Below are 12,233 nucleotides of genomic sequence, written 5' to 3'. Positions count from 1 at the left end.
GGACTGGATTTACCGCCCATCGGTTCAAACCCTCTGCGTGCCGTTCGTAGGAATCCGACCACGGTGGAAAACATGCGTGTTAAAGCCTCGCCGTTGGCGAATTGTTGTGAACCCGATGGCATTGGGTCGGTCGGTCCAGACAGGGGCGCATTGCCTGTGTCCTGCAGTTCGCGACCCAAGACAACGGAGGAACGCATGTCCCAGACCGTCGCCGATCAATTGCTCGAACGCCTCAAACAGTGGGGTATACACCGCGTCTTCGGCTATCCCGGCGACGGCATCAACGGAATCATGGGAGCCTTCGGCCGACGCGCCGAGGACTTCGATTACATCCGCGTACGTCACGAGGAAATGGCCGCCTTCATGGCCGGTGCCCACGCCAAGTTCACCGGCGGGGTGGGCGTCTGTCTGGCGACCTCCGGGCCGGGTGCCATCCACCTGCTCAACGGCCTTTACGATGCGCGCATGGACCATCAACCGGTGCTGGCCATCGTCGGCCAGCAGGCAGTGACTGCCCTGGGCAGCGACTACCAGCAGGAAGTGGACCTGCACACGCTGTTCCGCGACGTGAGCAATTACGTCGAGACCGTGGCCAGCCCGAGCCAGCTGCTCCACGTGATCGACCGGGCGTTGCGGGTCGCCTGCAGTGAGCGCCAGGTCGCCACCGTGATCATCCCCAACGACGTGCAGCAGATGCCGGCGGAGAAATCACCGCACAAGCATGGCTATGTCTATTCGGGAGTCGGCTTCCTCGCACCACGGCCCTACGCTCGCGAAGACGAGCTGGTGGCCGCCGCGGAAATCCTCAATGCCGGGCGCAAGGTCGCCATCCTCGTCGGCGCCGGTGCGCTGGGTGCCCACGAAGAGGTCGAGGCGGTGGCTGAAGCGCTGTCCGCCGGCGTCGCCAAGGCGCTGCTGGGCAAGATGGTGGTCGCCGACGACCTGCCTTACGTGACGGGCTCCATCGGCCTGCTCGGCACCCGTGCCAGCGCGGAGCTGATGCAGCGCTGCGACACGCTGCTGATGATCGGCACCACCTTTCCCTACAGTGAGTTCCTGCCCAAGCCTGGGCAGGTCAGGGCAGTGCAGATCGACCTGCAGGCGCGCAACGTCAGCATGCGTTACCCCATCGACCAGGTGTTGCTGGGGGACGCCGCGGAGACGCTCCGACGCTTGCTGCCGCTGCTCAAGCCCAAGCGCCATGGCACTTGGCGCATCCGCATAGAGAAAGCGGTGGTGGACAGCTGGAAGGAGCTGCGCGAGCAGGCAATGACGCCCGCCGAACCGATCAACCCTCAGCGGGTGTTCTGGGAGCTTTCGCCGCAATTGCCGGACGACGTGATCCTGGCGGGCGACAGCGGCTCCCACACCAACTGGTATGCCCGCGACCTGCGTGCGCGCCCAGGCATGCTCGGTTCGTTATCGGGCAAGCTGGCCAGCATGGGCAGCGGCGTGCCCTACGCGCTGGCCGCCAAGCTGGCGCATCCCGAGCGTCCGGTGATCGCCATGGTTGGCGACGGCGCCATGCAGATGAACGGAAACGCCGAGCTGGTCACCGTGCAGCAGTACCACAAGCGCTGGAAGGACAACCCGACCTTCATCGTGCTGGTGCTCAACAACGGCGACCTCAACCAGGTCACCTGGGAACAGCGCGCCCTGGCCGGCGACCCGGAGTTTGCCGCCGCCCAGGAAGTCATCGACTTCCCTTATGCGCGCTATGCCGAGTTGCTGGGCTTTCGCGGCATCCGCGTGACCGACGCCACGCATCTGGCTGCGGCCTGGCAGGAAGCTTTCGAGGCCGACCGCCCGGTGCTGCTGGAGGTACTCACCGATCCCGACGTGCCGCCGCTGCCGCCGCACATCAGCTTCGAGCAGGCGCGCAACCTGCTTGGCGCCTTGCCCGGCGACCCGCGCCGCTGGGGCGTGTTGCGCCAGAGCGCGCGGCAGTTACTGGCACGCAAATGATCCAATCCCCGCTGACTCAACCCGAGGAGAGCCGCACCATGAACAAAGCCAAACTCGCCCGTCCCGTTGCCGTCGTTCTACTGGCCTGGCTGTCCATCGGACTGATACCGGCCTACGCCGCCGAGGCCCCCAAGCAAGTGCCGACCAACGAAAAACCCCATGGCCAGAGCCCCGGCCAGGCGCCCACACCTCCGGCCTCGCAGCAGAAGCAAAAGGATGAAGGCCGCACCGACGACAACAGCCAGGTGCAGTCTCAGGAGAGCAGGGACAAGCAGGAGAGCAAGAACCACGACAGCACCCAGAAGAAAGGAACCACCCCCGACGCGTATTGAGCCGTGTGTGTATTACCGGTGATTGCGACCGGAGGGCAGAAGCGGGCCACGCCGAGGAAGCGCCGGCAGGCGACCCCGTCTCCCGGCCACGTTTTTTCTGAACTCGCGGCGCGCTCGCTGCCTCTACCCGTCAGGCACCTTTTTCACGGAGAGCGCACCATGACCGCCCCTCGCACTGCTTCCGCCGGCAAGCCCGGCAACCGGAATCGCAAGTCCCTGGAAAAGCCCACGCCGCCGCGTGAAGTCACCATTACCGTCCCCGAGCGTACCGTCCATGTCGAACGCAGCGAATGAATCTCCCGGCGAGAAAAAAGGCGGCGCCAGCTTCTCGCGCTTCGCCCAGGCGTTGTCGCAATGGTCCGGGCGCCCGCTGACCTTCGCCCTGGCATGCGTGCTACTGGTGGGGTGGGCGCTCAGCGGGCCGTTCTTCCATTTCAACGACACCTGGCAACTGGTGATCAACACCTCGACCACCATCATCACCTTCCTCATGGTATTCCTCATCCAGAGCACCCAGAACCGCGACACCGACGCGCTGCACATCAAGATCGACGAGCTCCTGCGTACCACCAAACACGCCCACCAGGTGCTGATGGGACTGGACGACATGGGCAGCGAAGAGCTGCAAAAGCTGCGCAAGACCTACGAGAAAATGGGCGAGGAACACGACGGGGAAGGCTCGCCACAGAAGGTGGCCAACCGCGAGGAGCAACAGGAAGAAGGTGACTCCAGGGGCTGAGTGCCGGCCATTCGTCGCAATGATGGTCAGCCAGGGCCTCACATGGACTCAACAGTACAGCCCCTCAGCCCGACAAGGAGCGCGCCATGGCCGACATGACGATGTGACGAAGAACATGGCGCAGACCGAAAGCACCGCCCGGCCGTGGTCAACCCGGAGAAGCGTCTGGTGGGCATCGTCTCCCTGACCAATGTCGCCAGCTGCAATGCCGACAGGCTCAGTGCCAACCTCCTGCGCTCAGTGGCGCGGGCGTCTGGAACCGTAACGATCACAACCATCCGCGAGGAGGGTGCCCCGGCGGCGTCCTCCTCCCGAGGAGGCATATCCATGACTGATAATCTGCAAGGCAGGAACGTCCTGTTCATCACCGCCAATGCCGGCATCGAACGCGATGAACTGCTCGAGCCGATGCGCGCCCTGAAAGCGCAGGGCGCCACAGTGACTCACGCCAGCGTGAAGGGCGGCCCGGCGCAGACCTGGGTGCACGACAGCGAGAAGGACGTCCAGGTGAACTCTGACACGAAGCTCGATGGCCTCAAGGCTGGCGACTACGACCTGCTGGTGATCCCCGGCGGCACGGTGAATGCCGACATCCTGCGCCAGGACGCGGACGCGCAGAGGCTGGTCAAGGAATTCAGCGAAGCCGGAAAACCCATCGCCGCCATTTGCCACGGCCCCTGGCTGCTGATCGACGCCGGTGTGGTCTCCGAGAAATCGCTGACCTCCTATGCCAGCGTGCGAACCGACTTGGTGAACGCCGGCGCCGACTGGCGCGACGCCCCGGTGGAGGTGTGCCCGGCCAAGGGCTGGACGCTCATCACTTCGCGCAATCCTGGAGACCTGCAGGCGTTCAACGAGGCACTGGGCGAAGCACTCAAGGCCGCATGACTGAACAGGAGAATCCCATGAGCGAAACCCGCACCTTCACCGTTAATTACCGGCTCTACGACCAGCCCTACAGCATCGAGGTGAACAGCTTTTCGGGCTCGCTGACGCCGGACCAGGCGCGCTTCTACGTGCAGTCGCGTCACGCCGAGGCCAACCCGGCGGACATCACCAAAATCCAGATCGAACGTCCTTGACGGGTTGGCCCTGGAAAGCCGGTTAGGCCGCTCTCGGAGGAGAACCGATATGAGCCAGAACGAACCGCGCACCGGCAGCCAAAGTGGCCGGCAGAACATACCAGGCGAATTGCATCCGGAATGGAGCCGCCGTGGCGATAACCGCGAAGACCAGCTATCAACGCCCAAGACGCACATGGACGAGCCGGAAGTCTTGCCCAGCGATCCCGACATCGCCGGGCTTGGCGATGAGGGCCGTCCCTGCTGATCGCCGGTCCCATATCCGTAACCCGAAACAAAAGGCCCGGTCTTGCGCCGGGCTTTTTTTGCTCGCTCGCACGGGCCGCAGGGTGAGGGTGACAGGTCGGTATTTTCGCAGAGGTAGCTCCCTTCGATGTGGCTCAAAGGAGAGCGGTACGCGCGGTCAGCCCGACAGGAGCGCCGCTGCGCTCGGGCGAATTGCATCGACGGGAGGCCACCATCGTGCGCAATGCTGATTGCACGGTGCGATCAATTCAGTCCGTAACCGCTCTGGCGCGGATCGTGGACTCAGCGCAAATGCAGGCGCGGAAGTTGCTGGGTATCTCTCCGGAACCAAGGAGACCGGCATGAACCTGCGCGAAGCTTCCATCCTGATCCTCGAAGAGCGAGCCGACGAACTCTGGCGCCTGGAGCAGTACCTGCTCGACCAGGGCCATGCCGTATTCAGCGCTTCGTCACTGGAGGCGGCGCTGGAGCATCTGAATTCCGCCGCCGTGATCGACCTCTTTCTGCTCGACGAGCAGCTTACCGGCCCGCACACCGCCGGCGTACTGGTTGAAGCCTGTCTGCCGGTGCGGCCGCTCATGCGCGTGCTGGGCCTGTCTTCTTCCGGACCGCGGGTGGTGGACGACAGCGTGCCGTACCCGGCTCTTCTCAAACCCATTCGCCTGGACGAACTGGAGCGGGCCATCGAGCACGCGCTGTGCCGTTCCGCCGTTAAGCCCAGGCAGGAGTTTTGATCATGTTTGAAGTGGACTTACGCGAAGCGGCCCAGCGGGTCGTGGAATACCTGGGGCGGCAGCGCCTGCGCCTGCTGACCGCCGAATCCTGCACGGGCGGGCATATCGCGGCGGTGCTGTCTTCCGTGCCCGGCAGCGGGCAGGTGATGGAGGGCGGGTTGGTGGTCTATTCGCCCACCGCCAAGCGCGAACTGCTGGGCGTAGAGGCGATGTGGCTGGAGGAATTCAACCTGACCAGCGTCGAAGTTGCCAGGGCGATGGCCGAGGCAGCCTTGCGCTACGAGCCGACGAACGCCGTACTGGCGGTGACCGGTCTGCTGGACGAGGAGGGCAAGGACGGCATCGCGCCCGGTACCGTCTGCCTGGCCTGGGGGTTTCGCATGGCTGATGGACTTGGGCTGTTCACCCGGCGGGTGCGTTTCACTGGCGACCCGGATTGGATGCGCCAGCAGACGGTGCGCCATGCCCTGGAGCTGATTCCCGAATTCCATCGCCGGGCGCTGGCCGGTGAAAGGCGCTGAGCCGCCAAGCGATAACCCAGAGCCATCCTGTGTAAGCAAACCGTGAAAGAAAGCCGTGAAAACCCTGAGAGGAGACCTGTGATGAATGCCATCGAACTGCTCAAGCACGACCATGAAGTGGTGAAGAAATTGCTCGGCGAACTGAGTGAAACCACCGAGCGCGCGGTGAAGAAACGCCCGGAACTGCTTCGCCGCATCGAACTGGAACTGGCCCAACACACCAGCATCGAGGAGGAGATCTTCTATCCGGCGCTCAAGCAGGTGGGCGAGAAGGACGACGCGAAGATGTACTTCGAAGCCAAGGAGGAACACCGTACCGTGGACGCCCTGGTACTGCCCGACCTGAAGAAGACCAGGCCGGACAGCATCGAGTTCGCCGGTCGGGTCAAGGTGCTCAAGGAGTTGCTGGAGCACCACATCGAGGAGGAGGAACAGGAGATGTTCCCGCGCGCCGCGGAATTGCTCGACCATCCCACCCTGGACCGCCTGGGCGCCGCCATGCAGCAGATGAAGAAGGACATCAAGACACACTGGGAAAAGAGCGCCGCCTGAGTTCCAGCAAGTGGCATGAAAAAGCGAAGTCAGGCTGGCCTGGCTTCGCTTCTTTTTTGCGCGGCGGATTATTCGGGGGTGTTGCTGCGCGTGCGCTGTCCCCCCTTGCGTCCGGCTTCGGAGGCGCGTTGTGGGTCGTTCCTGAAGTTGCCGCCGCTGTTGGAACCGCCTTTACGGCCCGCTTCAGCGGCGCGTTGGGGGTCTTCCGCGAAATTGCCTTTTCCACCTCGGTGTTGGGCCATGGTGTTTTCTCCTGATGCTATGAGGTTAGCGGGCGCACGGCCCGTCCATGTACGCGTTGCCCTGGGGCGAACCCCCGGGCAACGAAGCGGGATGAGAAGAAATTTCAGGCGCGCAGCTTCTGGCGCATAGCCGCCAGATTGCGCAGGCGTTCACCAGCGACCACGATCTTGCGCTGGCGGTGCTTGCCGTGGCCGGGCTTGAAAGTCGGCAGGGGTATGCGCTTGGTGAACACCTCGACCTGTTCCTCGGGGAGCGGGCCGCACTCCAGTATCAGGTCGCGCTTGATGCGCCCGATCAGGTCGTCCAGCAGTTGCTGGTGTTGCAGGTCCTGCCGGGTAATCACGCGATCGAACAGATGCGCGCCGTCGTGGCTGTGGATGTGGCACAGCAACGCCTTATCGGGGCGATCGGAGAAGCTGATCGCGTAGTCGGGCAGGGCCTGGCGGATCAGGTCATGGGTGGTCTCAAATGAATGCTCGAAATTGCCGTGCATGGGCGGGTTCCTCCTTGTTGATGCAAAAAGAGGAGCAACCGGCGGGCCAGCGATAAATCGGCGTAAGTCCTTGATCCGTGGTTCGGGGTACTTGAAAAATGCACGCGAGAAGGCCGCGGGGCCGTGCATTCTGCTACTGGCAATTTGATAAGCGCAGCGGCTGGCACGCGGGTTTCGGGCGATCCATTCATCGAGGTCCGGCAATCAGCTTGAACAGTCAAAAGCCGGGTTCGTTCTCCCGCCCGGCATTGCGCCTTGCGGGAGAACGCTCGACGTCGAGGTTTGCCCCGCCTGGCCTGGAGACGCCTCAGGGCGAGATCGGATCGCTGGCGGGGAAAGTTTCCTCCAGCGCATGGTCAATGCGGGCCTCCGAGACCGTCGAGTCCGCCACACCGGGAGAGGGCACCGCAGCGGCCAGCTCAGAGCGCAACGGTTCCAGGACTGGTTTGTTTAGCGCCGCTTTCACCTGGCAGTGACCGCTCAGGCCACGCTTGGCCGCCAGCAGTCCGGCGCCCACGCGCAACCAACCACCCAACCCGCCACGCCGTACGCCCAGGCCGATAGCCGCGATGCCTGCGGCGATGGAGGCCGCCCGTTCCCATCCGCTCAGATTCTGTTCGTTCATGTCGTTCTCCTACGGTCGAAGTTCAAGGCGCCAAGGCGCCCGGTATTCCGTAGGCAGACGCAAGGGGAGTTTGGTTCGAGTTGAGTCGCAGGCGGTGGGCCCGTCCGTCGCACTGGGGCAACTCGAGCGGGCTGGGCGACTCATCTGCACAGGTTCAATGCAGGCATCCGAGGAGATACCTATGACTGAATGGGTGATCAGCTACCAGAAGGACAACAACACCAGCACGCTGGAGATGAAGCATGAGGGGCGCCCGACCATCGAGCAGGCGAGCGCGTTCGTCCTCGGCTGGGCGCGGCAGAACCTGCCCGCCGGTGAGTACGGAGCGGCAAGGGACCAGCACGGCGATGCCGTCATTATCGAGTTGCTGCGCCGGTACGGTATCACCCTCAGTGGCATTGCCGAGAAATGACGCGGTTGCCGCGCTGATCGTGGTCGGCATGTTGCTGGTCTGAAGCCGGCCTGCGTGGCGCCGCCAGCCATCCATTGGGCATGGCCGTTGGCGTCTATCTCGCCGATGCATTCGCCCAGGGCCTGGTCGCCCAGCTCGATGAACCGGTGGTTGGGCGTAGACATGGAAGTGATCCGGGCACTCTGAAACGCGGTCCGTCCATTGCCGCAACCAGGCGGGTGGCAATTCCCTGAACTCGCTCGCCGCCAGGCCGGTCCACTGCCAGAGAACCTTCGGAGGCCGGGATGAAAAGACGTTACAGCGTGCCCATGGCAAGCATCCTGGCGATCCTGCTGTTGCTGCTGGTCGCGCATATCGCGTTGCCCTACGTGATCCGCGACTACCTCAACGGCAAGCTGGAGCGCATGGGCGACTACCACGGCCAGATCGCCGATGTGGACCTGGCGCTTTGGCGTGGCGCGTACCGAATCAATGGGCTGAAGATCGTCAAGGTGAGCGGCAAGGTGCCGGTGCCGCTGCTGGACGCCCCGGTGATCGATCTCGCCGTGAGCTGGCATGCGCTGTGGTACGAGCATGGGATCGTAGCGCGAGTGACCTTCCTGCGACCGGAGCTGAACTTCGTCGATGGCGGTGGCCGACAGGAATCCCAGAGCGGCGCCGGCACCAACTGGAGTGAGCAGCTGGACAAACTGCTGCCGATCACCCTCGATGAGCTGCGCATCGAGGACGGCCGCATCCGCTTCCACAACTACCAGTCCAGTCCGCCTGTGCACCTGGCCGCCAGCGCGGTCAACGCGAGCCTGTACGGCCTCACCAACGTGGCGGACGAGAAGGGCGAACGGGTCGCTCGTTTTGAAGGTCACGCCCGTCTGTTCGACCAAGCGCCGCTGGAGGTCGAGGCGTCCTTCGACCCATTCACCGATTTCGAGGACTTCCAGTTGCGTTTGCGCGCCAGTGAGGTGGAGCTGCGCCGGGTCAATGACTTCGCCTCGGCCTACGGCAAGTTCGACTTCAATCGCGGTCACGGCACCCTGGTGATCGAAGCGAAGGCGGTCAAGGGCCGCCTCAGCGGGTACATCAAACCGCTGCTGCGCGATGTCGACGTGTTCAATTGGCAGCAGGATGTGGAGGAAAAGGACAAGAGCCTGTTCCGTTCAATCTGGGAAGCCCTGGTCGGCGGCGGCGAGACGGTGCTGAAGAACCAGAGCAAGGACCAGTTCGCCACCCGAGTGGATCTCAGCGGCAACATCCACCGCCAGGACATCAGCGCGTTCCAGGCCTTTCTCGGCATCCTGCGCAACGCCTTCATCCAGGCCTTCAACGCCCGTTACGAGCGTTCGGCTCCCGCAGACTGACGAGAGCCGCCCCGCTAGTGACTGGTCCCGCGCGACGAGCCTTCTCGGCTCTGGATATTGAGCGCTTCGCGAGCTGGTGCGCGTAAATCGTGAACAGCCTCGACATTGCGTAGCTCGCGCACCGGGAAGGCGAAATCGACTTCCAGCTCCTGCATGCGGGCCAGCAAGCTCAGATTGATCCGCTGCTGCACGTCCATGTACCGGTTGTAGTCAGCCGTTTGCATGATGTAGACGACTTCGTAAAGCAGGCGACTCTCGGCGAAAGAGAGGAAGTGCGCCCGATCGAACTTTGCCTCGTCGATCTCGTCGATGATCTGCTTCACTACGTCTGCAACTGCCTTGGCCTGGTCAGCAGAGGTTCGGTAGCTGATACCGAACTGGAAGACGATGCGTCGGGTATTCATCCGCTTGTAGTTGTGCAGCGTCTGTTTGAGCAATTCGGCATTCGAGCAGACGATCTGCTCGCCGCTCAGGCTGCGGATGCGTGTGGTCTTCAGGCCGATGTGCTCAATGCTCCCGGCCACATCGCCGAACACCACGAAGTCGCCGATCTCGAAGGGTTTGTCGAAGCCGATCGACAGCGAGGCGAAGATGTCGCTGAGAATGGTCTGTACCGCCAGCGCCACCGCGATGCCGCCGACTCCGAGGCTGGCGATCAGCGCGGTGATGTCCACACCCAGGTTGGCCAGGATCGACAGCAGCATCACGGCCCAGACCACCACCAGCACCACCACGGAAACGATGGTCGCCATCACTGGATTCTGGATGCCGCCGAAGCGCGAGCGCGACAGGTTGTGCGTCCACAGGCGCACGCACGCGTCCAGCCACCAGGCCACCTGCAGTGCGAGCACGACGAACCAGGCGTGCGACAGCGCCGTGCTCCAGTTATCGGGCAGGGTGGTGAGCTTGAGCGCGAGCATCAGGGCGAAGACGAAGATCAGTACGTTGCTGGTGCGCCCGGCTATCGCCGCGGCGTAGCGCGCCCATTGGCTCGTGCGACCCTCCAGGCGCTTGCGCGCTGAGGCAATCAGAAAGCGCAGGACGAGGAATCCTGCGGCGGCGGCCGCCACTATCAGTGCCAGGCGGCCGAGCTGGCTCAGGTCCAGCCAGGCATACAGCGACTCCATGAGTGCTCCTTATCGAGGATGACAGGAGTAGGTTTGGGGTCGGGTGGGAGGCAGAAGTTCAGCCGCGACGCATGAAAGGTGCATGACGCCGTGGCAAGCAGCGGGAGGACAATGCAGTCCTCCCGCAGGTGACGATCAGTGCCAGAACAGCGCGATCAGGATAATGATCGGGATCGGCACGCCGAGGAAGTAAAGGAGGATCGAGCGCATGGTGAGTCTCCTGTCAGCGAATGGAGTGGGCGGGGGAAGTGGAGTGCACGTGGTCGGCTACCAGCAGCTCCGCGTCACGGCGGCGACCTCCATGGATGGCCATGAAGCTGGCGAAGAACGCACCGCACAGCAGCGCCGCGAACATCCACAGCGCCGAGCCGGCAGCGACCTTGCGGGCCGTGTCGGCGGCCTGTAGCGCCTGCTGCTTGGCCTGTTGCGCCTGGGCGAACACCGTATCGATGCGTTGCTCTGCCTCGGCCTGGCTGATCTCTGTGCGCTGGGCGATCACGCGGGCGAGGTAGGTGCGGTCCTCGGCGCTCAGCTGCCCTTCGGCCAGGCCACGCAGGAAGATGCGCGATGCGACGGCATGGGCAGCGTCGTCGCTGACGGCGACCGGGCGGTTGTCGCGGAACAGGGTGTCGATGAAGTAGGCCGCATCGTTGTCGTCCTTGGCGGGGGAAGCACTGGTGGCACTCGCCGCCGCCCCGGCAGCGACCGTCGCACCGGCCTGCAAGCCACCCCCCACCAGGCTGCTGACCGAGCCGACGACCAGGGTGGCAGTTACCAGCGTGGCGATGGCCCAGGCCAGGAAGCCGTGGGCAGTGTCGCGGAAGTAAACTTCGTCGCCATGCAGGCTGGCCCATTTCACCCGCAGGCGCCCGGCGAGGTAGCCGCCTAGGCCGGAGGCGAGGACCTGGGTGATCGCCAACCAGATGAAGGTGGAGATACTCATCTGTTTGAGCGTTCCGCCATCGCCCGGCCAGGGCGACACGGCGGAAAACCCGAGGCCGAAGCCCAGGACGATGAGAATCAGCGAAAGCGCCGCGGCGGCTGCCGCGCCGGCGAAGATCGCCGGCCAGGCAACGCCTGATCGATCCTGAACGTTAATGAGTGAAGTATCGGTGCTGGCAATCATGGGTGGTGCTCCTTTGGCTGGGCCTGAACTGCCTTTGCACTGCACGTGCCAGCTGTTTCAAAATATTAAATTCAGTATTTTCAATGGGTTGGAATTAAAGAGACGAACGCAAGGTATGCAGAACGCATGGATGCCGTGATCTGCCGCGGCAGATTGCACGATGGGCCAGCTGCGCGCGGAATGAGGCCGGGCGTCTATTTCGGGACATTCCGGGAGCCGGCTGTTGGCGGGGGTTTCAGCGGTCTTGATCGCTGTGTGAAAAATCTGTACGAAATTTCTCGAAAGGAATAGCATCCCGCAATTGCAAAGTGCCACTGAGTTGTTGCGCAGGGATGCAGAATTTCCACTTCATATCGGGTTTGCCGCGCTCGGGCAGTACGCTGCTGTCCGCCATCCTGCTGCAAAACCCACGCTTCCATGCGGGCATGTCCAGCCCCGTCGGCGGGCTGTTTACCAGCGTGCGTGAACAGTGTAGCGCGGGCAGTGAATTCGCCCCGCTAGTGAACGCGGATCAGCGCCGTCGCCTGTTGCGCGGCCTGTTCGATTCCTACTACGCCGACCAGCACGACAAGTCCGTGGTGTTCGACACCAACCGTCTCTGGTGCGCCAACCTGCCGGCCCTGCGCGAGCTGTTCCCGCAGGGCAAGGTCATCGCCTGCGTGCGCAACGTCGCCTGGATCA

The 12,233-nt window shown here is 63.5% G+C and carries 18 protein-coding genes; 13 read left to right on the top strand and 5 right to left on the bottom strand.

Annotated elements, in window-relative coordinates; all coding sequences use genetic code 11:
- The first annotated feature begins 195 nt into the window (after window positions 1-195).
- The 10 genes from IB274_RS13875 (at window position 196) to IB274_RS13835 (ending at window position 6,171) form a co-directional block, all read left to right on the top strand.
- Window positions 196-1,965 (top strand): thiamine pyrophosphate-requiring protein, encoded by a 1,770-nt coding sequence (locus IB274_RS13875; RefSeq protein ID WP_192432517.1) that lies wholly within the window; start codon window positions 196-198, stop codon window positions 1,963-1,965.
- A 38-nt stretch (window positions 1,966-2,003) separates the two neighbouring features.
- The gene (locus IB274_RS13870; RefSeq protein ID WP_192432516.1) at window positions 2,004-2,297 is read left to right on the top strand and encodes a hypothetical protein; all 294 of its coding nucleotides are present in this window, start codon (window positions 2,004-2,006) and stop codon (window positions 2,295-2,297) included.
- Between the two features lie 159 nt (window positions 2,298-2,456).
- Window positions 2,457-2,591: a hypothetical protein gene (locus IB274_RS29835; protein ID WP_263866338.1), complete on the top strand. Its 135-nt coding sequence runs from the start codon at window positions 2,457-2,459 to the stop codon at window positions 2,589-2,591.
- The gene (locus tag IB274_RS13865; RefSeq protein WP_192432515.1) at window positions 2,572-3,036 is read left to right on the top strand and encodes a low affinity iron permease family protein; all 465 of its coding nucleotides are present in this window, start codon (window positions 2,572-2,574) and stop codon (window positions 3,034-3,036) included. The genes IB274_RS29835 and IB274_RS13865 overlap by 20 nt, the downstream gene beginning before the upstream one ends.
- Window positions 3,037-3,363: 327 nt before the next feature.
- Window positions 3,364-3,924: a type 1 glutamine amidotransferase domain-containing protein gene (locus tag IB274_RS13860; RefSeq protein ID WP_192432514.1), complete on the top strand. Its 561-nt coding sequence runs from the start codon at window positions 3,364-3,366 to the stop codon at window positions 3,922-3,924.
- Window positions 3,925-3,941: 17 nt separating this feature from the next.
- Window positions 3,942-4,118 (top strand): hypothetical protein, encoded by a 177-nt coding sequence (locus IB274_RS13855; protein ID WP_192432513.1) that lies wholly within the window; start codon window positions 3,942-3,944, stop codon window positions 4,116-4,118.
- 49 nt (window positions 4,119-4,167) lie between these two features.
- Window positions 4,168-4,365 (top strand): hypothetical protein, encoded by a 198-nt coding sequence (locus tag IB274_RS13850; protein ID WP_192432512.1) that lies wholly within the window; start codon window positions 4,168-4,170, stop codon window positions 4,363-4,365.
- 340 nt (window positions 4,366-4,705) lie between these two features.
- Entirely contained in the window at window positions 4,706-5,098 is a 393-nt protein-coding gene (locus tag IB274_RS13845; RefSeq protein WP_192432511.1) for a response regulator, read from the top strand.
- A gap of 2 nt (window positions 5,099-5,100) precedes the next feature.
- Complete coding sequence (locus IB274_RS13840; protein WP_192432510.1) at window positions 5,101-5,619, top strand: CinA family protein; 519 nt, start codon at window positions 5,101-5,103, stop codon at window positions 5,617-5,619.
- 81 nt (window positions 5,620-5,700) lie between these two features.
- Complete coding sequence (locus tag IB274_RS13835; protein ID WP_192432509.1) at window positions 5,701-6,171, top strand: hemerythrin domain-containing protein; 471 nt, start codon at window positions 5,701-5,703, stop codon at window positions 6,169-6,171.
- 68 nt (window positions 6,172-6,239) lie between these two features.
- Here IB274_RS13835 and IB274_RS13830 read toward each other — a convergent pair whose 3' ends face one another.
- The 3 genes from IB274_RS13830 to IB274_RS13820 form a co-directional block, all read right to left on the bottom strand.
- Entirely contained in the window at window positions 6,240-6,413 is a 174-nt protein-coding gene (locus IB274_RS13830) for a general stress protein (protein WP_192432508.1), read from the bottom strand.
- 104 nt (window positions 6,414-6,517) lie between these two features.
- Window positions 6,518-6,907, bottom strand: a complete 390-nt coding sequence (locus IB274_RS13825; RefSeq protein ID WP_192432507.1) for a DUF3509 domain-containing protein — start codon at window positions 6,905-6,907, stop codon at window positions 6,518-6,520.
- 307 nt (window positions 6,908-7,214) lie between these two features.
- Window positions 7,215-7,532, bottom strand: a complete 318-nt coding sequence (locus tag IB274_RS13820; protein ID WP_192432506.1) for a YgaP-like transmembrane domain — start codon at window positions 7,530-7,532, stop codon at window positions 7,215-7,217.
- Between the two features lie 181 nt (window positions 7,533-7,713).
- Here IB274_RS13820 and IB274_RS13815 point away from each other — a divergent pair, with 181 nt between their 5' ends.
- Window positions 7,714-7,944 carry a hypothetical protein gene (locus tag IB274_RS13815; protein WP_192432505.1) on the top strand — a complete coding sequence of 77 codons (231 nt, stop codon included), beginning with the start codon at window positions 7,714-7,716 and terminating at the stop codon, window positions 7,942-7,944.
- A 284-nt stretch (window positions 7,945-8,228) separates the two neighbouring features.
- On the top strand, window positions 8,229-9,299 hold the full coding sequence (locus IB274_RS13810) for a DUF748 domain-containing protein (RefSeq protein WP_192432504.1): 1,071 nt from the start codon (window positions 8,229-8,231) through the stop codon (window positions 9,297-9,299).
- Between the two features lie 14 nt (window positions 9,300-9,313).
- Here IB274_RS13810 and IB274_RS13805 read toward each other — a convergent pair whose 3' ends face one another.
- Window positions 9,314-10,426, bottom strand: coding sequence for a mechanosensitive ion channel family protein (locus tag IB274_RS13805; protein ID WP_192432503.1), 1,113 nt, complete (start codon window positions 10,424-10,426; stop codon window positions 9,314-9,316).
- A 223-nt stretch (window positions 10,427-10,649) separates the two neighbouring features.
- Window positions 10,650-11,552 (bottom strand): hypothetical protein, encoded by a 903-nt coding sequence (locus IB274_RS13800; RefSeq protein ID WP_192432502.1) that lies wholly within the window; start codon window positions 11,550-11,552, stop codon window positions 10,650-10,652.
- Window positions 11,553-11,884: 332 nt separating this feature from the next.
- Between IB274_RS13800 and IB274_RS13795 the strand changes: the two genes are divergently transcribed.
- A partial coding sequence (locus tag IB274_RS13795) for a sulfotransferase (RefSeq protein ID WP_192432501.1) occupies window positions 11,885-12,233 on the top strand: 349 nt, incomplete at its 3' end.

It is taken from the genome of Pseudomonas sp. PDM18, from assembly GCF_014852585.1.
Lineage (GTDB): Bacteria > Pseudomonadota > Gammaproteobacteria > Pseudomonadales > Pseudomonadaceae > Pseudomonas.
Note: the sequence above shows the minus strand (reverse complement) of the source record. Positions and strands in the feature narration are given on the sequence as shown.

Excerpts from the sequence above, each read along its gene's own strand:
- IB274_RS13875 (WP_192432517.1), top strand. The coding sequence starts at position 196 with ATGTCCCAGACCGTCGCCGATCAATTGCTCGAACGCCTCAAACAGTGG.
- IB274_RS13870 (WP_192432516.1), top strand. The coding sequence starts at position 2,004 with ATGAACAAAGCCAAACTCGCCCGTCCCGTTGCCGTCGTTCTACTGGCC.
- IB274_RS29835 (WP_263866338.1), top strand. The coding sequence starts at position 2,457 with ATGACCGCCCCTCGCACTGCTTCCGCCGGCAAGCCCGGCAACCGGAAT.
- IB274_RS13865 (WP_192432515.1), top strand. The coding sequence starts at position 2,572 with ATGTCGAACGCAGCGAATGAATCTCCCGGCGAGAAAAAAGGCGGCGCC.
- IB274_RS13860 (WP_192432514.1), top strand. The coding sequence starts at position 3,364 with ATGACTGATAATCTGCAAGGCAGGAACGTCCTGTTCATCACCGCCAAT.
- IB274_RS13855 (WP_192432513.1), top strand. The coding sequence starts at position 3,942 with ATGAGCGAAACCCGCACCTTCACCGTTAATTACCGGCTCTACGACCAG.
- IB274_RS13850 (WP_192432512.1), top strand. The coding sequence starts at position 4,168 with ATGAGCCAGAACGAACCGCGCACCGGCAGCCAAAGTGGCCGGCAGAAC.
- IB274_RS13845 (WP_192432511.1), top strand. The coding sequence starts at position 4,706 with ATGAACCTGCGCGAAGCTTCCATCCTGATCCTCGAAGAGCGAGCCGAC.
- IB274_RS13840 (WP_192432510.1), top strand. The coding sequence starts at position 5,101 with ATGTTTGAAGTGGACTTACGCGAAGCGGCCCAGCGGGTCGTGGAATAC.
- IB274_RS13835 (WP_192432509.1), top strand. The coding sequence starts at position 5,701 with ATGAATGCCATCGAACTGCTCAAGCACGACCATGAAGTGGTGAAGAAA.
- IB274_RS13830 (WP_192432508.1), bottom strand. The coding sequence starts at position 6,413 with ATGGCCCAACACCGAGGTGGAAAAGGCAATTTCGCGGAAGACCCCCAA.
- IB274_RS13825 (WP_192432507.1), bottom strand. The coding sequence starts at position 6,907 with ATGCACGGCAATTTCGAGCATTCATTTGAGACCACCCATGACCTGATC.
- IB274_RS13820 (WP_192432506.1), bottom strand. The coding sequence starts at position 7,532 with ATGAACGAACAGAATCTGAGCGGATGGGAACGGGCGGCCTCCATCGCC.
- IB274_RS13815 (WP_192432505.1), top strand. The coding sequence starts at position 7,714 with ATGACTGAATGGGTGATCAGCTACCAGAAGGACAACAACACCAGCACG.
- IB274_RS13810 (WP_192432504.1), top strand. The coding sequence starts at position 8,229 with ATGAAAAGACGTTACAGCGTGCCCATGGCAAGCATCCTGGCGATCCTG.
- IB274_RS13805 (WP_192432503.1), bottom strand. The coding sequence starts at position 10,426 with ATGGAGTCGCTGTATGCCTGGCTGGACCTGAGCCAGCTCGGCCGCCTG.
- IB274_RS13800 (WP_192432502.1), bottom strand. The coding sequence starts at position 11,552 with ATGATTGCCAGCACCGATACTTCACTCATTAACGTTCAGGATCGATCA.